Source organism: Streptococcus sp. A34 (assembly GCF_043674115.1).
GTDB lineage: Bacteria > Bacillota > Bacilli > Lactobacillales > Streptococcaceae > Streptococcus > Streptococcus suis_V.
Map to the genome: position 1 here is coordinate 1 of NZ_JBIMJM010000028.1, position 21642 is coordinate 21642.

The following is a 21642-nucleotide window of genomic DNA, read 5'->3' on the forward strand; positions in this document are numbered from 1 at the left end:
AGAACAGACAGCTGAACCAGTTGAAACAGCTGTTTTTTGGCTAGGTTGGGGTGGCTAACTTCATTATAGAACTTTCGGTCCCAAAACCGAGCCCATCCTTCTTTCACTTTTTTCTAAAATCCAGCATATTTACTTTACAAATCTATCAAAATAAGGTAAAATATTCTTTGTGTGTAATGGACGCACAAAAATACAGTTTATCCGCTGGGTTTAAAAGCACCTATGATTGACAAAGATAGGAGAAAAAAATGAATCCATTGATCCAAAGTTTGACAGAAGGTCAACTTCGTACTGATATCCCTTCTTTCCGTCCTGGTGACACTGTGCGTGTTCACGCGAAGGTTGTCGAAGGTAACCGCGAACGTATCCAGATCTTCGAGGGTGTTGTAATCGCTCGTAAAGGTCAAGGCATCTCAGAAATGTACACTGTACGTAAAATCTCTGGTGGTGTAGGTGTTGAACGTACATTCCCAATCCACACTCCACGTGTTGACAAGATTGAAGTTGTTCGTTACGGTAAAGTACGTCGTGCTAAATTGTACTACTTGCGTGCTCTTCAAGGTAAAGCAGCTCGTATCAAAGAAATCCGTCGTTAAGATAGTCCCAGAGGCTAGCTTAATCGGCAGAAAAAGGCATTCCAATCGGGATGCCTCTTCTTTTTACCAAATATTATTTAAAATCCTATATCCAGGATTTTTATTTTATCTCATAAGTTACAGCCAGCACCCCAGACTTCAGAACCTGGCTCTCTTGAAGCTGAAATTCTGCTGCAATTCGCTCCAAGAGACGGAATCCCCACCGACAGATACAGGAGAAATGCTTAATTTCAATACACCTACTAGGCCTTCTTCCATGAGAAATTTAGCCAGGCGTGAGCTATCCAAGACCAGAATATCTCCACCTTCTTGCATTTTTAGCTGCTTCAACTGTCCAACAATATCACCTTTAAGCAAGGTCGTATTGTTCCAACCCACTTTCTCTAGGCTGGTCCAGCAGACCAACTTTTCAACCTTCTCAATCCAGGCACCATGGTTTCTCTCATGGTCACTAGCATCAGGATTGTCCAGCATAGTCGGCCAGTAGCCATACATGATCTCATAGGTCTTGCGTCCCTACAGGATTGTATCGACAGTAGATAGGACCCGATTGGCTATCGCCTCCAATTCTTCATTGTAAGTTACAAAGCCAATATCCATGGCACCATTTGGTCCCTCAGCCATGCCGTCTACTGATGAATGCAAAAATACAACCAAATTTCTCACAACACTTCTCCACTTTTCTTAATAAGCTATTAGTCTAGCCTATCTCCGATATAAATGCAAAAAAAGAAGGACTAGTTTCCTAATCCTTCTCGTTTGAATCTTCTTCAATCGGTATGATAAGAATCTTCAGCTTGGTCACACGACCATTTTTCACCTTATCATTGCTGAGAACCAGGTGGTGGCCCTTGCTGTCCACCTCAAAGGAAACTTTTTCCTCCTGGCTTGGAATGGTACCCACACCTGTCAGATAATAGCCGGCAATGGTATCCACATCATCGCTCTCCAACTCCATATCAAAATGTTCATTGAAGTCGTTGAGGGTCATATTCCCCTGAACGATAAAGGTATTGTCTGCAATTTCACGGACAAAGACTTCTGTCTTATCGGTCTCATCATCGATTTCACCGACAATTTCTTCCAGAAGGTCTTCCAAGGTAGCAAGACCAGCAACGCCACCGTATTCGTCCAGCAAAATAGCCATTTGGTTTTGGGTATTGCGAAGGGCCTTGAGCAAATCATCCACAAAAATTGTCTCCGGTACGAAGAGAGGTTCTTGCATGATGCGGCGAATCTTGAGATTATCAAAGCCGTTGGTAAAGCCTTCCGCCAAGATTTTCTTTGTATGAATCAGGCCAATCACATTGTCCTTATCGCCTTCGTAGACTGGGATACGAGAAAAGTTTTGCTTGAGAATTTCAGCCATAATGGCGTCAATTTCATCATCAATATCCACCATGAAAGCATCGGTACGAGGAACCATAACCTCACGGGCCATGAGCTCGTCCAGATTGAAAATCCCCTGCAGCATCTCGATTTCTTCCGCATCCAAGGTCTGCTCGCTCTTAGTCAAGATGTACTCAATCTCGTCACGGGTCATCTGGTCATCCGCATCATCAAAATTCATAGGCGTGATACGACTAATCAGGTTGGTCGCAGCTGAAAGCAGCCAGACAAAGGGGCTGACAATCTTGCCAAGAAAAATAATGACAGGAGCCGTTACAACTGCTAGATTTTCCTTCATATTCATGGCAATCCGCTTGGGATAAAGCTCACCAAGGACAATGGAAATAAAGGTCAAAAGTGCCAGAGCCAACCAATAGCCAGCTGTCTGAGCTGTAGCCGAATCGCCCAGCCACTGGGCCAAAATCGCACCTAAATCACTAGCCAAACTTGCACCCGAAAGAATGGAGATAAAGGTGATACCGACTTGTATGGTCGATAAGAAGTTATTTGGATTTTCCAAGACGGAAACCAGGCGAATGTACTTCTTCTCTCCCTCGGCTGCCTTCTGCTCCACACGAGAGCGGTTGAGCGACACCAAGGCCATCTCTGAAGCCGAGAAAAAGGCGTTGAGCAGGGTCAACAAGAGCAAAACAAGTAATTGAATGTAAATGGTCTGACTACCGGGGTCTTCCATGATATGAATGTCTCCTAAAATAAAAGTTATAGCATTCCTATTATACCACAATTTCTAAAATTTGCTAGAAATGTGCTGAACCTTTCATTCTGTGGTAAAATAGTCAAAAAGATGAGGAGAAGGGTTATGATTATTTCAATGAAAAATGTCAGCTACCGCAGACAGGGTAAAAACTTACTAGAGGACATCAACTGGGAATTCAAGGAAGGCGAGCGCTGGGCCATCCTGGGTCTCAACGGGGCTGGAAAATCTACACTGCTACGCATTCTCATGGCAGAATTTTGGAAATCGTCTGGGGACCTGACTGTTCTCGGAGTTGAATTTGGTAGAGGAGACATCCCCAGCCTCCGTACAAAAATCGGTGTGGTTGGCTCCTTTCTAGCCGAACGTTTTCCTATCGACCTGACGGCAGAGCAGATTGTCCTGACAGGAAAGTATAAGTCCTCCATTCTTTACAAGGAATACGGTCAGGCAGAAATCGATGAGGCCACAGCCATGTTGCGGGAAATTCGTGCGGGGCATTTGATTGGGCGGACCTATGCTAGTCTGTCGCAGGGGGAGCGTCAGCTGCTGCTGATTGCCCGCAGTCTTATGGAAAATCCAGCAATTTTGATTTTGGACGAGGCAACGGTTGGTCTGGACCTCTTGGCTCGTGAGCGCCTACTCCAGCATATCGACCATATCTGTCAGCTACCGACGGCGCCTGCTATCATCTTTGTGACCCACCATGCGGAGGAAATCACCAGCAACTTCAGCCATGTCCTCCTGCTCAAGGAAGGCAAGGTTTTGACCCAAGGACCAAAGGAGAAAATCCTGACGCCTGAACTTTTGGGTGACTTCTATGGCAATCAGGTCGAACTGATTGAACTCGGGGAGGAACGGATTTTTATCAAGCCAATATTAGACTAAAAAACCAGGAAAACCTGGTTTTTTGCTGTTTATTTGAATTAGCTTACGAGCCCACTATTAAAACGAATCAAATTCCCGTAAACTGTAGCTTTCCAGCTGGTTGATATTGCGGCGAAGGTCCTTGGCAACCTGATTGGAAATGAGCTGGTCTGCCTCGTATTCGGCCACAATCTTCCTTTCCAGGTAAAATCCTCGCAGCAAATCCTCCAAATTATCCGGCTTGAGACGACCAATCAGGTCTTCTACTCGAACCCCAGCCAAGACAAGCTGGGACTGGTAGACCCGGTAGCGCTTGAGAATAGTCAGATAGTCCTTGGGATAGTTTGACTGGCAACTATTGAGGAAGGCAATGATATCAACCGTATTTGCAATAAACAAATCTGACAGGTCTGGATGACCATGTTGATTGTCAGCTTTCATCCGTCGTCCCTTGTTTTTCACCAATTCCACCCATTCATGGTACCACTTGGCCAGGACCCGGCGACCAATCATAAATAGATAGGTCCAGGTAGCTACCAAGTCTCGGTTGATGTCCTGCTCCATTTCGCTGAGATAGGATTGGTAAATCCGGTAGGAAGACATATCCAACAGGCCCTCTTCAAACCGTTTTTCAAGACCAGCTCGTTCAATTTCTAGGATTTTCAAGCGTAATTTGGCAACTTCACGTCGTCGCTCCACAGGAATGAGCTGGCGTTGCAGATTTTCCATCCGCTTATAGTATTGACCGATAACTGCATAGATAGTACTAGGATTGTTGGCATGCTCCACATCCATTTCCAAGAGATCAATCACTTCCTTCAAAATCGCCAAGCGTGCGGGACCTTCTGGGATGGTCGCCTCTGTTCGAGGTTCTGCTAAAAGGGGCAGGACAAGGAGACCGGTCAGGAAACTAAAGAGGGTAACCATGCCGACCGTAAAGAGGATGAGACTGTAGGTTGTCTGATCTACTTCTGGCAGCAGGAGAATGGTTGCTATGGAAACCGAGCCCTTCATTCCAGAAAAGGTCAAGATAAGCAGGTTCTTTAGTTGGTAATCGCCAGATTTCTTGACTAATTTCAACAGGAAAATACCCACAAAGCGAACCAGAAAGAGACTGGCAGTCAAGACCAAGACCGTCGTCATCAGCCAAGCATTACTGATGAAGGGATTCTTCAAGGCCGGCTGGACAATCCGGGTAAATTCATAACCAAAAACGATAAAGACAAAGCCATTGAGAATAAAGCTCAGAGTCTCCCAGATAATAAACGTCACTCGGTTGACACGCGCATCAAAGAGGGACATTTTCTTCAATTGCTTGGACTGGAAAAGACCAGCAATCACGACGGCGATAATGCCTGACCCGCCTAGATAACTAGCTACTAGATAGGCCAAGAGAGGCAAGGAAATTTCCAGCAAGAGGACCCCAGCAACATCAGCCGCATCTAATTTTTCCAGAATAGAAACGGCCGCTCGGTGCAAGAATACAAAGAGTAAGCCAACAAGGGCACCAGCAAGCAAAACCCAGACCAATTGCCCACTGACCTGCAGGAGGGAAAAGGTCCCGGTCGTCAAGGCCAGGATGGCAAATTGGAAGGCAACCAGGCCACTCGCGTCGTTGAGCAAGCCTTCCAGGGTCAGGATTTCTTCTAACTTCCTAGGAAACTTAAAGCGTTTGGACAAGGCCAGAAAGGCCACAGCATCCGTCGGAGCTAAGGCAGCTCCCAGGGCAAAGCTAAGTGGCAGGGGAATTTCCACTGGGAGAAGATAACCTGCCAAGCCACCAATAGCCAGAGTGGTCAAAAAGACCAGAGGAAAAATCAAGTAAGCAATAGTGGACTTATGCCTCTTCAAACTCTCAATATCAGTCTCCTGTCCCTCACGGAAGTTGAGGGGAGCAATGACCAGGGCCAGGAAAAGCCCGGCGTCAATCCCCACAGTCTCGTCACCAAACAAGGCACCGACCAGGACCCCTAAGAGCAGCTGGACAAAGGGCAGGGGCAGTTTTGGATTGAGCCTATAAAGGGTATTGGACACAATCAATAGAATCAATAAGAGTATCAAGATAAATGTATGACTGATAAAATCACCTCCGCTTTCTCAGTAGGATAGCACTAAACTACTTCATCCGTTCTACCATGACCAAAAATGGCGGTGTATTGACCTGATTGAGGGGCTGGTAGAGCATGGCTGTAAAGACAGTCTGGTCCAATCCTTTCACAAAGTCCAGCACAGCATCCTTTTCTCTACTTCCACCCTCATGACCATAGTAAATCATGATGGCCAGACGGCCACCTACCACCAGGCGGTCCAGGACTTTTTGAATGGCCTCCAAGGTCGTATCAGGTAGGGTGATGACCGATTTATCCGCTGACGGTAAATAGCCTAGATTAAAAATGGCTGCCTTACACTCATCTACATACTGGTCCAGGTTTTCATGGCCAGTCAAGACCAATTGGGCGTTGGTCAAGCCAGCTTTTTCTAGCTTCTCAGCCGTTGCGCTCAGGGCTTGCTCCTGTATATCAAAAGCCACTACCTTGCCTGCTCGCTGGGCCAAAAATAGGGTGTCATGGCCATTTCCCATAGTCGCATCGACCGCTAGGTCCTGGTCTGTCAAAATCTCATCTAAAAAGGCATGAGCCATGTGTAAAGGTCTAAGCATTTTCACTCCTTAAGCTAATAATCTTACATAATATTCGGTCAAGGTGGCTTCGTCCACCTTTTTGCGTTGCTGCAACCACCAGCTGACCGTCTCCACAAAAGTGGTCACAACAAAATGTACCAGCAAATCCTCTGGAAGATTCCCCTTGCCCTGCATGTAGTCTTCAACCACTTTTGGAAAAATGTCGTGTTTCAGCTCCGCTTCCAGTTCTCTTAGAAAATAGGCATTGCGGGACAATAAAAGGCTGGCAACTCGGTCTTGATTGGTTCGAAAGTGTTTGAAAATATGAGCCAACAAAGTCTCCACATCCGCATCTTCACGACCTGTAAATAAGTGGTGAAAGAGGTCATGACAAAGTTCTTCCAAAAGAGCCTCTTTACTGGCATAGTGGGCATAGAAAGTGGAACGCCCCACATCTGCCAGGTCAATAACATCCTGCACGCGCATGTCATCATAACCTTTATCATTTAATAAGGTCAAAAAAGCCTGAAAAATAGCTCTTTTTGTTTTTGCAATTCGTCTATCCATTTTTCGTACATTTCAAACAATTTGTTCAGAAAAAGACAAACCGTTTCTCTTGTTTCTAGTTTTTCGGCTCATTACAGTACATAATAAACCTATAAACAGTATAACACAGAAAGGGAATCTCATGTCATCTTCTAAAAATACATTTATCGCTTTTCTCCTCAATCTCAGCTTTTCTATCATCGAGTTTATCTTTGGCTGGCTCTTTGGTTCCAGCGCCATCTTAGCAGATGCTGTTCATGATTTGGGTGACGCCCTCGCCATCGGAAGCTCTGCCATCATGCAAACCTATGCCAATAAACCTGCTGACAAGTTCTATCCTTTTGGCTACAAGAGATGGAATATTTTGGCTGCTCTCTTGACTTCCAGCATTCTGATTATCGGCTCCAGCTTGATCCTTGTAGAAAACATTCCCAATCTTTTCCATCCCCAGCCTGTCAATCAGGATGGGATGCTGATACTTGGGATTATCGCTGTCATCATCAATTTCTTTGCTTCTCGTATTGTAAAAAATGGCCATAGCCATAATGAATCCATTCTCAGCTTACACTTTTTAGAGGATATATTGGGATGGCTGGCGGTCATCCTTGTTTCCATCATTCTTCAATTCACTGATTGGTACTTTCTAGACCCATTACTCTCACTCGGTATTGCTATCTTCATCCTCTCCAAAGCCCTGCCAAAAGCTTGGAACAATGTTAAGATTTTACTTGAAACCAGTCCGCAAGGAGTAAATCTTGAAGAAGTTAAAGGAGTCCTCCTGGCTCTTGAAAATGTTCACGAAATCACTCAGCTAAATGTCTGGACCATGGATGGATATGACCATTGTGCGACTGTGACGGTCAAACTGACAAATCCTGCTGTAGCAGACAAGACCAAAGCAAAAATACGGAATTCTCTCCATTCCTTTGGCATTATCCAGAGTACCATCGAAATTTTGTAAAAAAATTTTAAAAAATATCTCATTTTCCTCTCCCATTTGCGAACTAATAGGTATGAAAGCAATTATCTTATTTTTCCTTGGAGCCTCTATCGGTTCCTTCCTCGGTCTGGTCATCGACCGGTTTCCCGAGCAATCTATCGTTGCACCTGCCAGCCACTGCAATGCCTGCAAGCGTAGGCTCAAGGCCTGGGATTTGATTCCCATTGTTTCCCAAGTCCTGACCAAATCCAAATGCCGCTACTGCAGAGCCAAAATCCCTTATTGGTATCTGGGACTGGAAGTCTTGTCTGGTCTCTTGGTCCTGCTCTGCCATTTTCAAGTCCTTTCCCTTATGGAAATGGTGCTGGTCCTTGGCGGCCTGGTCTTGACTATTTATGACATCAAACACCAGGAATATCCCTTCATGGTCTGGTTGGTCTTTACCCTTGTAGCCCTAATCTTATCTCAACTCAATTGGCTCTTCTGTGGCTTTTTGGTCCTAGCCTTTGTGACAGAAAAAATGTCCAAGTCTATCGGCTCAGGCGACTTCCTCTATCTAGCCAGCCTATCCCTGCTTTTTGGCTTTACCGAAATTCTCTGGATTGTCCAAATCAGCTCCCTCCTGGGTCTGGCTATCTTCTACATCTTTAAATCTCGGTCCCTGCCCTATGTCCCCTTCCTCTTTTTGGCCAGTATTTTGGTGACTATTGTTCTTTAAATCGGGTTTTCCCGATTTTTTTGTTATAATGATATTATTGTTAGCAAAGGAGAATACCATGACTCTATATACAGACGACAGCCTGACCATGCACACCGACCTCTATCAAATCAATATGATGCAGGTCTACTTCAAGCAAAACATTCACAATAAAAGGGCGGTTTTTGAAGTGTATTTCCGTAAGCAACCCTTTGAAAATGGCTACGCAGTCTTTGCAGGGCTAGAGCGGGTTGTCCACTATCTTAACAACCTGACCTTTAGCCAGACAGATATTGACTACTTGACCGAATTGGGCTATCCAGAGGATTTTCTGGATTATTTAGCCAATTTAGAGATGAAGTTGAGCCTTCGTTCAGCCAAGGAAGGGGATTTGGTATACGCCAATGAACCGATTATGCAGGTTGAGGGACCGCTGGCTCAGTGCCAATTGGTTGAAACGGCTATTTTGAATATCGTCAACTACCAGACCTTGATTGCGACCAAGGCCCGTCGCATTAAAGCCGTTATCGAGGACGAACCCTTGATGGAATTTGGGACACGCCGGGCCCAAGAAATGGATGCAGCCATCTGGGGAACACGCGCAGCCTTTATCGGTGGTGCTTCAGCCACTTCCAACGTCCGAGCCGGCAAAATATTTGGCATTCCTGTAGCTGGTACCCATGCTCATGCCTTGGTTCAAACCTATGGCGACGATTATCAAGCCTTCAAGGCCTATGCAGAGACTCATAAGGACTGCGTTTTCTTGGTCGATACCTACGATACCCTCCGTATTGGTGTGCCAGCCGCTATCCGTGTCGCCAAGGAAATGGGCGACAAAATCAATTTCAAAGGTGTTCGTATTGACTCTGGTGACATGGCCTACATTTCTAAAAAAGTCCGTCAACAGCTGGACGACGCTGGTTTTACTGAAGCCAAGATTTACGCTTCTAACGACTTGGATGAAAATACCATCCTCAACCTCAAGATGCAGAAGGCTAAAATTGATGTCTGGGGTGTCGGAACAAAATTGATTACAGCCTACGACCAACCAGCTCTCGGTGCTGTCTACAAGATTGTTTCCATCGAAGAGGAAAATGGAGTCATGCGTGACACAATCAAACTATCGTCCAACGCAGAAAAAGTATCTACCCCGGGTAAAAAACAGGTTTGGCGCATTACTTCTAAGGAAAAAGGCAAGTCCGAAGGCGATTATATTACTTTTGCCGACACAGATGTGACCAAGATGGACAGCATCTACATGTTCCACCCGACCTACACCTATATCAAAAAGACGATTGAGAATTTTGAGGCTCGTCCGCTCTTGGTTCCTATTTTTGAAGAAGGAAAGCAGGTCTATGAATTACCGAGTTTGGCGGATATTCAATCCTATGCCAACCAAGAAATTGACCAACTCTGGGACGAATACAAGCGCGTACTCAATCCACAGCTCTACCCTGTTGACCTTGCCCAAGATGTCTGGGATAACAAGATGGACCTCATCCACCGCATTCGCAAGCAAAGTCAAGCAAAATCTATCTAAGAGAGGCTCCTATGACCTTACAAAAAACGATTATCCAACAGCTGGGCGTCAAGCCCAAAATTGATCCACAAGAAGAAATTCGCACATCTATCCAATTTCTCAAGGATTACCTGAAAAAAAATCCCTTTCTAAAAACCTATGTTCTGGGCATTTCTGGCGGTCAAGATTCCACCCTTGCTGGTCGTCTGGCCCAATTAACCATGGAAGAAATGCGGGCTGAGACAGGAGATGAGGACTACCAATTCATTGCGATTCGTCTGCCTTACGGCGTTCAGGCTGATGAATCCGACGCCCAAGCCGCTCTTGCTTTCATTCAGCCAGATGTCAGCCTGACCATCAATATCAAGGATGCGACAGATGCTATGGCGGAGGCCGTCAAAGCGACCGGCCTGCCAATGTCTGATTTTAACAAGGGAAATGCCAAGGCCCGCATGCGGATGATTGCCCAATACGCTGTCGCTGGCGAACGCAAGGGTGCCGTTATCGGAACCGACCATGCCGCAGAAAATATTACAGGCTTTTTCACCAAGCATGGCGATGGCGGTGCAGACATTCTCCCACTCTTCCGCCTCAACAAGCGTCAAGGCAAGCAGCTCTTGGCTGCTCTCGGTTCGGACCGCAAGCTCTATGATAAAATTCCTACGGCTGATTTGGAGGAAAACAAGCCTGGTCTGGCAGATGAAGTAGCCCTCGGCGTGACCTATGATCAGATTGATGATTATCTAGAGGGAAAAACCATCGACGCCCAGGCCCAAGAAATCATCGAAGGCTGGTGGAAAAAAACAGAACACAAACGCCACCTACCGATTACGGTATTTGACGATTTTTGGAAATAAATCACTTGAAACACAGAAAAAAACCTCACTGTAACAGCTAAACAGTGAGGTTTTTCTATGAAACAAGACGAATAAACATGCACGAATATTCAAGGAATCCCATCATTATTTCATCCACTAACCAAATCCCGTAAGTCATTTGATTAATTATACATATTTTACAAGATTATATGAAAGCAGTCAATGGTTTTTGCGGAATTTTCTGAAAAATCCGAATAATCATTCATTTTATTTCTTCTGCTTATAGATACGGTACCAGAACCGATAGAACAGGTAAGCCAACACCCCACCCAGCGTATTGGTCCAGAGGTCATCAATTTCAAAGACACGGCCGGCATCAATCAGAAGATCCAACAAAAGTTGGGTGCACTCAATGAAGAAGCTGATACAAAAACTATAGAGGGCAGCTGCTCGAAGGCTCCGCCATTTTTCAAAAAGAAAAACAAGAGCCAAAACGAGAGGAAAGAGCAGGAAAATATTGGTGGCATTTTGCAGGAAAATCCAGCCCAAATCCGCCAGACTGTCGACCTTGTCACCGTTGACGATGCTGTTAAAGGGAACCGGCAGAAAGTATAGGCGCCCGACCTGGATGATGCCCGGAGTGGAAAAATCCTTGTACTGGGGATACCAGGACTGCGGGAGGAAACACATGAAAACAATAGCCAGAGCATAGGCTCCAGCTAAGATTTTGTATATCTTTCTTCCAAGACCAGTCAAATTGCCGTCACTGAGGAATAATCTTCTCATGCCTGAATACCTGCCTTGGCCTTGGCTGCAGCGATGCGGGCACGCGCCTTTTCACGGTCTTTCTTGAGCGTATTGGAACGCAGCTGACCGCAAGCGGCATCAATATCCGTACCATGCTCTTGACGAACGACACAATTGACCCCATTTTTCTTAAGCAGATCAAAGAAGACAAGGGTCCGCTCACGGGTCGACCGGCTGTACTGGTCATGCTCAGATACCGGATTGTAAGGAATCAGGTTGATATAGGACAATTTGCGGATATTCTTGGTCAAGTCTGCCAATTCCTGAGCCTGTTCCAAACTGTCATTCACTTCATTGAGCATGATGTACTCGAAGGTCACGCGACGATTGGTCGTTTGGATATAATCCTCAATCGCCTCAAACAAAACCTCAATAGGGTACTTACGGTTGATGCGCATGATGCTGGAACGTAGGTCATTATTTGGCGCGTGAAGGGACACGGCCAGATTGACCTGAACGCCTTCGCGGGCAAAATCCTTGATTTTTGGTGCCAAGCCAGACGTCGACACAGTAATGTGACGGGCACCGATAGCCAGCCCCTTGTCATCATTGACAACCCGCAAGAAGGTCATGACGTTATCGTAATTATCCAGCGGTTCACCAATCCCCATGACAACGATGTGGCTGACACGTTCACTCTGTCCACGTTCGTCCAAATATTTCTGCACCAGCATGATTTGAGCCACAATTTCACCACTGGTCAAGTCCCGTTGCTTGGGTATGAGACCAGAGGCACAGAAGGTACATCCGATATTACAGCCGACCTGGGTCGTCACACAGACAGACAAACCGTAGTGCTGACGCATGAGCACCGTCTCAATCAGCATGCCGTCTGGCAACTCGAACAGGTATTTAATCGTACCGTCTTTTGACTCCTGCACAATCCGCTGTTTCAAAGGATTGACAACAAAGTTCTCCTCCAGTTTTTCAATCAAAGATTTGGGCAAATTGGTCATCTCTTCAAAGGACTGGACCCGCGAACGGTAGAGCCACTCCCAAATCTGAGTTGCGCGGAATTTCTTCTCGCCATTTTCTAAAATCCAGTCCACCAAATTGGCCTGGCTAAATGAATAAATTGATGGTTTCATGTTTCTCCCTACTTCTGACGAATGACAAAACTACGCTTGGTCTCTTTGGCATCCGATGCTTGTCTACGCTCCTGCTTGGGCGCCTGCTTGCCAGCTTTCTTATCATGGTGGACCGTAAAATGCCGAGACTGGTCAGCCACCTTATCCTGGCGTGCCCCCTTCTTGCGGTCATTCCTGTTGGACTTGGCACGATTGTCCCGCCCCTTCTTCTCCGGTTGAGCCTTTTGCTGTTCCTTATGGGAAATAGGCTCCGTCCGCTGCTGGTTGCGATTGCGGTTACGAGACCGGCTCCGCTTACGACGTGGTCTGTCCTCCACCTCTTCAGGCAGCTCCTGTGGATTTGGATTTTCCAAGACAAAATAAGCACAACCAAAATTACAAAACTCGGTCAGATAGTCATCCAAGCGACCGATTTTCAAGTCAGACTTGACCGTCTTATCATCCTTGTAGAATCCCTTGAGACGCAATTGTTCATTGCCCCAGTCGCCCACAATATAGTCAAACTTGAGCATAAGCTGGGAAAAGCGTTGACCGAAAATGGTCTGGTCAAAGGCATCCTTGTGATTTTCTAGCAAGTCCAACTCGATATTTTCAGAGACAACCTTGTCCCCAACCCGAGCAAAACTAGGACCAGGATACTTGTTGTAGTTATACATTTCTGGTGTAATTTCTTTTTTCATTGGGCCTCCATTCTATTGGTTTCTCATACATTCTAACCTTACCATTATACCATGATTTTAACAGGAATGCTCCTCCTATCAGTTTTCAAAGAAATTTCTGACAATTTTAAGAAAAAGGGAGCAACTAGGTTACTCCACAAACTCTATTTCTTCAAATAATCAATGGCATCTTGGACTGTTTTGACAGGTACGACCTCGATGTCTACTCCCGCTTTCTCTACAGCCTCCTTGGCCTCCTCATAGTTGGTCTTGGCATCTGGATTTTCTCTTAGGATTTCCTTATCCACAGGATTATTAGGAACAAAGAAGATGCTGGCACCGGCCTTGGCAGCAGATAGGACCTTCTTGTCCGCCCCGCCAATGTCGCCGACCTTACCGTCCTGCTCAATGGTTCCCGTTCCTGCAATGGTCCGGCCATCCCTTAAATCTGGCTCAGCCAGCTGGGTATAGATAGCCAAAGTGAACATGAGACCTGCACTAGGACCACCGATATTGCCCGTCTGGAAGTCAATAGGTACTGAGGACTTGACCTCTGTGTGGTCCACCAGGGTAATCCCGATACCATTTTTTCCATTGACCAGCTTGATAATCTTACCGTCAGCTGATTTTTCCTGACCGTTTGTCACATAGCCCACCGTCACAGGACTGCCCAGTTCCAAACCGCTGACATACTTAATCAAATCAGGTGACGACTCAAAGGTCTTGCCATTGATACTGACAACCGTATCCGCAATCTTGAGAACATCCTTAAAGGTCGAATCCTCCGCCAAATCAAGCACATAGACCCCAAAGAAATCCATTTCAACATCTTTTTTGGCCAGGGTTAATCCTTGGTATTTGGCCATATTCTGCGAAGTTTCCATGTAAAATTGCGCAATCCGGAAATATTCCTCGCTGTCCGCTCCTCCCGTCATCTCCTCAGCCGAAGTAATATCCGCATAGGGATCAAACTGGGCAAAGAGCAGCTGCAGAGCCGTTGCCTGCTGGACAGAGACATAGGTAAACTCATAAGAACCGTCCTTCTTGTCCTCCTCCTCATTAACCGTCAGGACCTGTTTCACATCCATGGCTCCGCCAGGACTCTCGATATAATAGGGCAGGGGAACAAAGACCGTAAACCAGAGCAAGAGTACTCCTAAAATGATAGATAAAATTAAAATGAGACCTTTATTTTTTTTCATGCTTTTCTATTTCCTTACTAACAAGCTCGGGCACATAAGGACTAATATCCTGCTTGTAGGCTATCAGTTCACGGATTTGGCTGGACGAAATATTGCGGTGTTCCGGCTTGGAAATCAAATATACCGTCTCCAAGTCTGGGGCCAACTGGCGATTGAAATAATCAAAATTGGCCTCATATTCCAGGTCAATTCCATTGCGCAAACCGCGGACGATATGGGTCACTCCCCGTTCATGGGCTGCATCGACCACCAGCTCTTGACCCGCTAGAAAGACCTGGATCTTCTCATCTTTGGCAAAGACCTTCTCCAATAAGTCCAGCCGCTCTTGACCAGTAAAGAGACCATTTTTATTGGGATTGTAAAAAATCCCCACATAAAGCCTGTCAAAAAGGCTACTGGCCCGTTCGATAATGTCCAAATGTCCCTTGGTAATGGGATCAAAGGAGCCTGTAAACATTCCAATTTTATCTGACATAGACTGTTACCTTACTTATTCCGTAGACTTTTTCCTTCCAGATGCCCAGCTCTGCGATTTCTTCAGGAAGTGTGACAGATTTATCCGTCTCGCAGACCACCATGACATCCTCAGACAGAAGTTTTCGCTGGCAGAGTTCAATGACCATTGCCTCAATCTCCTGCTCCGCATAGGGCGGATCCAGAAAGACCAGGTCAAAGACTCCTTCCAGTTGAGTCAAGGCCTGACGGGCCTCCGTGGGCAAGAGACGGAACTTACCTTCCTCCTTGGTCATGACTATATTTTCTCGGATAATGGCCTGGGCCTTGCGATCACGTTCGACCAAGACCGCCTCATCCATGCCCCGAGATACTGCCTCAATGGACAAGCCACCGCTACCAGCATACAAATCCAGCACTCGCCCACCTTCAAAATAGGGACCAATCATATTGAACATGGCTCCACGAACCTTGTCCGAAGTCGGTCGTGTTGTCTTGCCATCTAAGGTCCTGAGGAGCCGTCCACCATAGTTTCCTGATACAATTCTCATAGGGTCTATTATAGCACAAAACAACCAATCTTTTCCTTAAAACACAGTTGAAAAAACATCAGCAAGGCTGATGCTAAGATTTGTTATCAAGATAATAAAGGCTGGTCTGCCACATTTTTTTGAACGGGCGACTGGTCCGCCAAAACCAAAATAAGGTAGTTGGAATAAGAAAGAGATTGAAAATGAGAATGAGCGCTAGATTGCCTTTACCTATGGAAAAAGTGTATAACCTACTAAGAAGGCCAAGAAAGCTCCCATAATCAGATTCACCAAAATCCCTAGCCAGCCCAACCAATAGCGACCTCCGAAAGGCTTGTGCTTTTTGGGATCAAAATCTGGCAATTCCGTCAAAAATTCAACGATTAATTCACCAATTATATTCGTACTAGTCCCTCCTCGTCATTGACCGATAAAACCGTGTACGAGCAACAACCCTTTTACAGGCAAAATAGGCATAGCTCACTAAAGCAAACGTCATCAGAAAAAATAGAATTCCAAGCAAAACGGTGCCATTACCAAATCGATGATAGAGCATCAAGGAAATGCTAGTTACAAAGATTAAGCAGGAAATTAGGGCAACCAAAACCAGACAGAAGGCTCCAACAACACTTAGCCAATAGCGAAAGCCGAAAGGCTTATACCGCTTATCATCATAGAAGACAGAACTTGCAATCACCAAGACCAATCCAAGCCAGACAAGATACCACATATTCAACTCTTCCATAGCCTACTCCTTTTTCTCAGTATAGCAAATTTTAGCAGAAGAAACAACTAAAAAAGAGGGTTTCCCCTCTTCAGAATTTATCTAGAATTTACTTTCTCATGCCTCCAAAGGTCCCCAAAACCTTTGGAAGTTGGAGATAATGGGAGTGGGAAAGAATTCGACCAGTCTAAAAAGAGTTCGTCTTCCCACCCCCGCACAGTTGATTAGGTCAGATTTGGAGTGTGAAACACGAATAAATCTGCCAATCAACCACTGCGCTGAGATGTTGACACGAACTCTGAGAAGCGAGGCTGGACTTTCTGCCCAGACGCATCCAAAAAGCTGTAGAAGACAGTTAAAGATTGAAAATAGAGCGAACAGAGTTCGCACCATTCGTTAGGTCTAGTTTGGAGCGTAAAACTCGAACTATCGAGGATTGTTTCACAATCCCTGTTTCCCACCTTTCACAATTCCCCGAACCTTTTGAACAATCAACCCCTGCGCTAATGTAATTTTGTTAATCAAAGAACTAGAGGTTGGACTTTATGCCCAACCTCCTCTTTCAAAATAAGTTCAATTACTGACCTTCTGTGGCCAGTGTGTCTGATGCTGAAACCTCTGCTGTAGGAGCTGTAGGTGCAACTTCCTCTGGAGCTAATTCAGCCGGCGGTGCTACAGAAGACTCCACAGGAACCTCTACAACCGCTGGTACTTCATAATATTCCTCTACAACTGGTTGTTCTATCACTACTTCTGGTGCAGGAGCCGGTTCAGCCTGGCTTGGTTCGGTTTGATTGTCTGCCGCCTGGTCTTTCTGGTGCTTCTCAACATATTTGCGGGTTTCTTCTGCCCGAATCTTTTCAGCCTTTAATTTTGCCTGTGTTTCTGCTTCTTTCTGCTTAGCAATCGCTTGCTTAACCGTATCGATTCGCTTCTGCAGGCTCTCTTTTGCAGTCGTAGCCTGTAACTTATCCACAGCAGCCTGGGCAGCTTTCAAGTCAGCCTCACTGGAAGAATTTTCCAATTTTTTCACAGCTTTTTCAGCCGAAGAGAGACTGGTATCAACCGTTTCAGACTGCTCAGCCCTAGTCTCTTTTGTTGCAGTTGAGCCATTGAACCAAATTGCCAATAAACTAATGGATAAAATCAACACGATACCTGCAATTATGCCAATTTCATCCAAGGATAATTTTTCATCTTTTCGATTCATTTTCGTTTCCTCATACTAACATTCTACACTCGTAATGAAAAATCTACTTATTTTGCGGTCTTCACCTTGCCATCCCAGCCATTCAAACCATAGCTCAAGATATAGATGTCATTAAACCCTTGCTTTTTCAAATAAAGAGCTGCTGGGGTAACCAATTGACCACGGTCATTTTCATAGATCAAAACAGGCTTGTCCTTGCGAAGGGCATTAGTACTTTGCTTGAGCTGCTGGTAGGGAATATTCCGCGCACCCAAAATGTGCTTGCGGTTATACTCGCCCGGCTCGCGCAGGTCAATCAGCTGACCACCATGGATTTTCTGCGCAAATTCCGCATTGTCAATGACCTGGGCTGCACGGCGCAATCTCCAATAATTAAAGCCCATCCATGACCCTAAAATAATAACAAATACGAGAAATACCCACAATGTTTCCACTATTTACTCTCCTTCACCTTCTGATACTCTAATTCCAAACGATGTTCCCGGCGTAAAACCAACTCAGCCTCCATGTATTCCAGCCTATCCAGAACTCCAGCCTGGTAGACCCGATTGAGCTCAATCTGCATCATTTCAATATCATACAAACGATTTCCCATATACACAATGATACCAAAACGTTTGAGCAACTGCTGCACATCGTAAAGTCGTTCCATAAGAAAATTCTAGCAAAATATAGGGATATTTTCAATAGAGAAATGAAGGTTAAAGTAAAATTCGACTAGAAAAAGACCTGCCGAGTGCAAGCCTTTTCCTGTGAATAGAGGTTCTAGCTATATATAGCCCTTTTCCTGGGCCACCTTAACAGCTGCGGTGCGGTTTTCAGCACCTAGCTTGGACAGGATAGAGGTCATGTAGTTGCGGACTGTCCCATCAGACAGGTGGAGCTGGCTGGCGATTTCCTTATTGGACAGCCCCTCTGCCACCAGCTTGAGTAGTTGACTTTCCAAGTTGGTTAAGGGACTACGTTGGGTTAGGAGAATGTCCATCAACTCTGGTGAATATTCCTTCCGCCCCGCCAAGACCGTTTCAATGGTCCGCATGAGGTCTGCGATGGAGCGTTCCTTGAGCACATAGGCATCCACATCTGCCTTGACCGCCCGCTCGAAATAGCCCGGTCGCTTGAAGGTGGTCATGATAACAACCTTGACAGGCAAGGCTTGCCCCCGCACCCATTCCAAGACATCCAGCCCTGTCTTCTCAGGCATTTCTATATCTAATAGCACCACATCTACGGGCTCTTTTTTCAAAAGAGCAATGGCCTGACTACCGTTTTCAGCCTGTAAAACAGCCTCAACCGCATTTTGAAAGCCCAAGAGTTGACAGAGGGCGTCCCGCAGCATTGCTTGATCTTCTGCGACTAAGATTCTCATTCTACCACCTTCTCAAACGGAATTCGGATGGACAGGCGGGTGGGCTTGGCTAGAGAGATAAATTCCAAACTTCCTTTCACCGTTACCAACCTGTCCTTTATGGTATGCAATTCCTGACCAGTCAACTGGGCAAAGCCCACTCCATTGTCTTCGTAGTGCAAAACCAATTCTTGCTGGTCTTTTTCAAACATCAAACGGCATTTGCTAGCCTGGCTGTGCTTGAGCAGGTTGTTGCCCAACTCTCTCAGCACCATAGCCAGCTTGTTCTGGACGGGCAAGCTGAGCTGCTCTGCTATTTCTCCGCCCAAAACGACCAAATCCACTCCTGCCAAGTCCAACATCTGCTGCAAAATCTGGAGTTCCTCTGCCACGGTGTGCTGCTTGAGGGACTGGACAATCTGGCGGACCTCCTGCATGGAGTCCTTGGCTAAGGTCTGTAGCTCTAGCGCTTCCTTCTTGGCCTGGTCAATCTGGTCGTGGTCCAAGAGAGTCTGTACCAGCTCCGCCTTGACGGATAGCATGGCAAAGACATGACCAAGTGTGTCGTGCAAGTCCTGACCGATACGGTTGCGTTCATTCTCAGCCAGAAGGAGATTGATGGACGCATTCTGCTCCTGTAGGCGTTGCTGAAGGGCTTCCCGCTTGGTCTCAATCCAGCTGAAAATCAGCAAGGCCAAGCCGAAAAAGTGAATGACGAGGGCAAAGGCTCTCATCTCAAAAGGAACTGGACCAAAGAGAGCCCATAGGATAATAGCCAGCAACAAAAGCCCGTAGGACACCGTCCGATAGGTCGGTCGATTCTCTTTATAATACCAGCCCAGCATAGTGGACAGATTAAAGATAAAGAGGGAGAATTGCAGATTGCCCCAAAAACTCATGACGGCGATATAGCCAATCAGGTAAAACCAAGCCAGCAGGGAATAGAGCTTGTGGTCGGTATAAAAGAGGGAGCAATAGACCAGGGCAAAGAGAATGGTCGCTAGGACAACTGCCGTCGGATTAGGACTATACTGGGCGTAATAAAAGGGAAAATAGAGAAAGACCATGCCCACGAAGAACATGAGTGGTACCTTTCTTTTTTCAAATATCATCTGTCACCTCACTGCTTCTCGGATTTTCTATTCAGAACTAGAGCAATTCCTAAGAAAATTATCGCATAGCCTAGGACAATTAGCAAGGATTTCCAGAGAAAATCTCCCTCTTGGGCATAGGTGGTCACCAGCTGGTTGACATGGTAGCTGGGCATAAGTTTGCAAATTCGCTGCACCCAGTCTGGAAAGAGGGAAACAGGCATCCAAGAGCCACCCATGATAGCCAGAACAAAGTAGAGCAAGTTTGCCACCACCGACATGGTTTGTTCCGACTGAATTTGCACCAAGAGCAAGCCAAGGGCTAGAAATACGATAGAGGTTACTAAAAGTAAGAGAGCCGAAATTACCCATTCTTGAGCTGTCATCTCTACACCCTTAACCAAGCCACCGACCGCAAAGACAATGACATTGGAAGATACAAAGCAGAGCAAGACCCGAACCAGTTTGGACAGGTAATAGTGCCAGATTGGCAGAGGCGAATGCTGGATAAAGGTCAACCAGCTATTTTTTCTGTCCTCTGCCAGCATCATGGGAAAGGTGAAGAGGGCAAATCCCGACATGGAAAAACCTGTCATGGTCAGCATATAGGACTGGATAAAGGCCTTTTGCATGGTCGCATCGTCAAACTGGATCGTCGATGAGAAAATCAGGAAAAAGATGACAGGCATGCCGATAGATAGGAGAAAAACTCCCAAACTTCTGGATAATTTAATGCTTTCTACTTGCAGCAATGCTTTCATGATTCTTCCTCCCTTGTCTTGTCAAATAGGCTATTAAGCAGGGTTTTGTTCTGAACCTCTAGGTCTGAAATCCGACAACCTGCCTCCTGCAAGCTAGCCCAAACCTGCTCAATGGCTCGGGTCTTAAAGCTGACCGTGTCCTGTTTGTAGCTAATCTCATTGATTTCAGCCAAGCTCTCCACCACCGCCGCAAAGGCAATCGGCAAAGTCACTTCTTTTTCTTGCTCCTCACTCCGCATGGCAAATGGCGTGGTATCTCTTAGTAACCTCCCCTGGTGCAAGACCAAAATCCGCTCCGCCGTATGCTCCACTTCCTCGATGTAGTGGCTGGTATAAAAAATAGTCACACCCTGAGCCTTAAGTTCATGGACAATCTCCCAAAAACGCTGACGGGTCGAAGTATCCATGCCCGCCGTCGGCTCGTCCAAGAAAAGCAACTTGGGCTTGCCAATCAGGCAGATGACGAAAGCCAAGAGCCGCTTCTGACCACCCGATAGCTTACCTGCCAGTTGATTTTTTTGCTCTGGGGAAAAGCAGAGCAGGCTGTCGATTTCCGCATCTGTCAGACTATCCTTGTAGATGGCTTGGAAAAAGCGGAGCAATTCCTTGACCTTCAGGTCTGTCGGGATAGCATTTTCTTGTGGTAAGACTGCCACCTTTTCCTTATTAGACTGAGCCTGTGGAGCCAGACCGTCCAACAAAACCTGGCCTTTCGTCGCTTTCCTATCTCCCAACAAACAAGACATAAGCGTCGTTTTCCCAGCCCCGTTTGGACCGATTAAAGCCACACATTCTCCTGACTTGATTTCAAAGGAAATATTGGACAAAATCGTCCGTCCTTTGATGATTTTTTCTAATGCTCGTACTTCTATCATCTTTCTACCTCCTACTTCTTGAACATCTTACATAGACAGTATATCTCGAAAATGAAGCCCGCACTAGAAGCCTTTGTCATTGACTCATGTGACAAATGTCATATTATTGTCATTGAGTTTATCTTTGAATATTTTCATCTAATTTTGCTTTGATACATCGACACTTTCGACTTGCTGCACTCTTCAT

The 21642-nt window shown here is 45.9% G+C and carries 27 protein-coding genes; 6 read left to right on the forward strand and 21 right to left on the reverse strand.

The window, feature by feature from the left end:
* The first annotated feature begins 248 nt into the window (after positions 1-248).
* Positions 249-596 (forward strand): 50S ribosomal protein L19, encoded by a 348-nt coding sequence (gene rplS / locus ACHBGV_RS07555; RefSeq protein WP_105110440.1) that lies wholly within the window; start codon positions 249-251, stop codon positions 594-596.
* Positions 597-734: 138 nt separating this feature from the next.
* On the opposite strand, the gene ACHBGV_RS07560 is transcribed toward rplS, so the two are convergent.
* The 3 genes from ACHBGV_RS07560 to ACHBGV_RS07570 all read right to left on the reverse strand — a co-directional run bounded on the left by ACHBGV_RS07560 (position 735) and on the right by ACHBGV_RS07570 (position 2679).
* Positions 735-1091, reverse strand: a complete 357-nt coding sequence (locus tag ACHBGV_RS07560) for a dihydrofolate reductase family protein (RefSeq protein WP_394736030.1) — start codon at positions 1089-1091, stop codon at positions 735-737.
* A 21-nt stretch (positions 1092-1112) separates the two neighbouring features.
* A complete protein-coding gene (locus tag ACHBGV_RS07565) occupies positions 1113-1262 on the reverse strand; it encodes a hypothetical protein (protein WP_394736031.1) in 150 nt (49 codons plus the stop codon).
* A 79-nt stretch (positions 1263-1341) separates the two neighbouring features.
* A complete protein-coding gene (locus tag ACHBGV_RS07570; RefSeq protein ID WP_394736032.1) occupies positions 1342-2679 on the reverse strand; it encodes a hemolysin family protein in 1338 nt (445 codons plus the stop codon).
* A 126-nt stretch (positions 2680-2805) separates the two neighbouring features.
* Between ACHBGV_RS07570 and ACHBGV_RS07575 the strand changes: the two genes are divergently transcribed.
* Positions 2806-3588, forward strand: coding sequence for an ABC transporter ATP-binding protein (locus tag ACHBGV_RS07575; protein WP_257117523.1), 783 nt, complete (start codon positions 2806-2808; stop codon positions 3586-3588).
* Positions 3589-3645: 57 nt separating this feature from the next.
* On the opposite strand, the gene ACHBGV_RS07580 is transcribed toward ACHBGV_RS07575, so the two are convergent.
* The 3 genes from ACHBGV_RS07580 to ACHBGV_RS07590 form a co-directional block, all read right to left on the reverse strand.
* Positions 3646-5616, reverse strand: coding sequence for a cation:proton antiporter (locus tag ACHBGV_RS07580; protein WP_394736033.1), 1971 nt, complete (start codon positions 5614-5616; stop codon positions 3646-3648).
* 67 nt (positions 5617-5683) lie between these two features.
* Entirely contained in the window at positions 5684-6226 is a 543-nt protein-coding gene (locus ACHBGV_RS07585) for a tRNA (mnm(5)s(2)U34)-methyltransferase (protein ID WP_394736034.1), read from the reverse strand.
* Positions 6227-6235: 9 nt separating this feature from the next.
* Complete coding sequence (locus ACHBGV_RS07590; RefSeq protein WP_394736035.1) at positions 6236-6754, reverse strand: TetR/AcrR family transcriptional regulator; 519 nt, start codon at positions 6752-6754, stop codon at positions 6236-6238.
* 121 nt (positions 6755-6875) lie between these two features.
* Between ACHBGV_RS07590 and ACHBGV_RS07595 the strand changes: the two genes are divergently transcribed.
* From ACHBGV_RS07595 to nadE, 4 genes are read left to right on the forward strand one after another with little or no spacing between them, the layout of a single operon-like run.
* On the forward strand, positions 6876-7694 hold the full coding sequence (locus ACHBGV_RS07595) for a cation diffusion facilitator family transporter (protein ID WP_105110446.1): 819 nt from the start codon (positions 6876-6878) through the stop codon (positions 7692-7694).
* A 52-nt stretch (positions 7695-7746) separates the two neighbouring features.
* A complete protein-coding gene (locus ACHBGV_RS07600) occupies positions 7747-8391 on the forward strand; it encodes an A24 family peptidase (RefSeq protein WP_105110447.1) in 645 nt (214 codons plus the stop codon).
* A gap of 58 nt (positions 8392-8449) precedes the next feature.
* Positions 8450-9910, forward strand: coding sequence for a nicotinate phosphoribosyltransferase (locus tag ACHBGV_RS07605; RefSeq protein ID WP_394736036.1), 1461 nt, complete (start codon positions 8450-8452; stop codon positions 9908-9910).
* A gap of 11 nt (positions 9911-9921) precedes the next feature.
* Positions 9922-10746: an ammonia-dependent NAD(+) synthetase gene (gene nadE / locus ACHBGV_RS07610; RefSeq protein WP_125266077.1), complete on the forward strand. Its 825-nt coding sequence runs from the start codon at positions 9922-9924 to the stop codon at positions 10744-10746.
* 228 nt (positions 10747-10974) lie between these two features.
* On the opposite strand, the gene ACHBGV_RS07615 is transcribed toward nadE, so the two are convergent.
* The 15 genes from ACHBGV_RS07615 to ACHBGV_RS07685 form a co-directional block, all read right to left on the reverse strand.
* Positions 10975-11493 carry a VanZ family protein gene (locus ACHBGV_RS07615; protein WP_105160598.1) on the reverse strand — a complete coding sequence of 173 codons (519 nt, stop codon included), beginning with the start codon at positions 11491-11493 and terminating at the stop codon, positions 10975-10977.
* Positions 11490-12602: a 23S rRNA (adenine(2503)-C(2))-methyltransferase RlmN gene (gene rlmN / locus ACHBGV_RS07620; protein WP_394736037.1), complete on the reverse strand. Its 1113-nt coding sequence runs from the start codon at positions 12600-12602 to the stop codon at positions 11490-11492. The genes ACHBGV_RS07615 and rlmN overlap by 4 nt, the downstream gene beginning before the upstream one ends.
* 8 nt (positions 12603-12610) lie before the next feature.
* A complete protein-coding gene (locus ACHBGV_RS07625; RefSeq protein WP_105123533.1) occupies positions 12611-13282 on the reverse strand; it encodes a YutD family protein in 672 nt (223 codons plus the stop codon).
* A 143-nt stretch (positions 13283-13425) separates the two neighbouring features.
* Entirely contained in the window at positions 13426-14463 is a 1038-nt protein-coding gene (locus ACHBGV_RS07630; RefSeq protein ID WP_172067205.1) for a SepM family pheromone-processing serine protease, read from the reverse strand.
* Positions 14450-14938, reverse strand: coding sequence for a pantetheine-phosphate adenylyltransferase (gene coaD / locus ACHBGV_RS07635; RefSeq protein WP_105123532.1), 489 nt, complete (start codon positions 14936-14938; stop codon positions 14450-14452). The genes ACHBGV_RS07630 and coaD overlap by 14 nt, the downstream gene beginning before the upstream one ends.
* Positions 14928-15467 (reverse strand): 16S rRNA (guanine(966)-N(2))-methyltransferase RsmD, encoded by a 540-nt coding sequence (gene rsmD, locus ACHBGV_RS07640; protein ID WP_105123531.1) that lies wholly within the window; start codon positions 15465-15467, stop codon positions 14928-14930. Before rsmD ends, coaD begins: the two co-directional genes overlap by 11 nt.
* A 210-nt stretch (positions 15468-15677) precedes the next feature.
* The gene (locus tag ACHBGV_RS07645) at positions 15678-15818 is read right to left on the reverse strand and encodes a hypothetical protein (RefSeq protein ID WP_394736038.1); all 141 of its coding nucleotides are present in this window, start codon (positions 15816-15818) and stop codon (positions 15678-15680) included.
* 34 nt (positions 15819-15852) lie between these two features.
* Positions 15853-16191: an MFS transporter gene (locus ACHBGV_RS07650; RefSeq protein WP_105110457.1), complete on the reverse strand. Its 339-nt coding sequence runs from the start codon at positions 16189-16191 to the stop codon at positions 15853-15855.
* Between the two features lie 556 nt (positions 16192-16747).
* A complete protein-coding gene (locus ACHBGV_RS07655; RefSeq protein ID WP_394736040.1) occupies positions 16748-17380 on the reverse strand; it encodes a hypothetical protein in 633 nt (210 codons plus the stop codon).
* A gap of 47 nt (positions 17381-17427) precedes the next feature.
* On the reverse strand, positions 17428-17814 hold the full coding sequence (locus ACHBGV_RS07660; RefSeq protein ID WP_394736041.1) for a rhodanese-like domain-containing protein: 387 nt from the start codon (positions 17812-17814) through the stop codon (positions 17428-17430).
* Positions 17814-18032, reverse strand: a complete 219-nt coding sequence (locus tag ACHBGV_RS07665) for a YqgQ family protein (protein ID WP_394736042.1) — start codon at positions 18030-18032, stop codon at positions 17814-17816. Before ACHBGV_RS07665 ends, ACHBGV_RS07660 begins: the two co-directional genes overlap by 1 nt.
* A 117-nt stretch (positions 18033-18149) precedes the next feature.
* Positions 18150-18749, reverse strand: a complete 600-nt coding sequence (locus ACHBGV_RS07670; protein WP_394736043.1) for a response regulator — start codon at positions 18747-18749, stop codon at positions 18150-18152.
* On the reverse strand, positions 18746-19840 hold the full coding sequence (locus tag ACHBGV_RS07675; protein ID WP_394736045.1) for a sensor histidine kinase: 1095 nt from the start codon (positions 19838-19840) through the stop codon (positions 18746-18748). Before ACHBGV_RS07675 ends, ACHBGV_RS07670 begins: the two co-directional genes overlap by 4 nt.
* 8 nt (positions 19841-19848) lie before the next feature.
* The gene (locus tag ACHBGV_RS07680; protein WP_394736046.1) at positions 19849-20580 is read right to left on the reverse strand and encodes an ABC transporter permease; all 732 of its coding nucleotides are present in this window, start codon (positions 20578-20580) and stop codon (positions 19849-19851) included.
* Positions 20577-21455 carry an ABC transporter ATP-binding protein gene (locus tag ACHBGV_RS07685; RefSeq protein WP_394736047.1) on the reverse strand — a complete coding sequence of 293 codons (879 nt, stop codon included), beginning with the start codon at positions 21453-21455 and terminating at the stop codon, positions 20577-20579. Before ACHBGV_RS07685 ends, ACHBGV_RS07680 begins: the two co-directional genes overlap by 4 nt.
* Between the last annotated feature and the right edge of the window lie 187 nt (positions 21456-21642).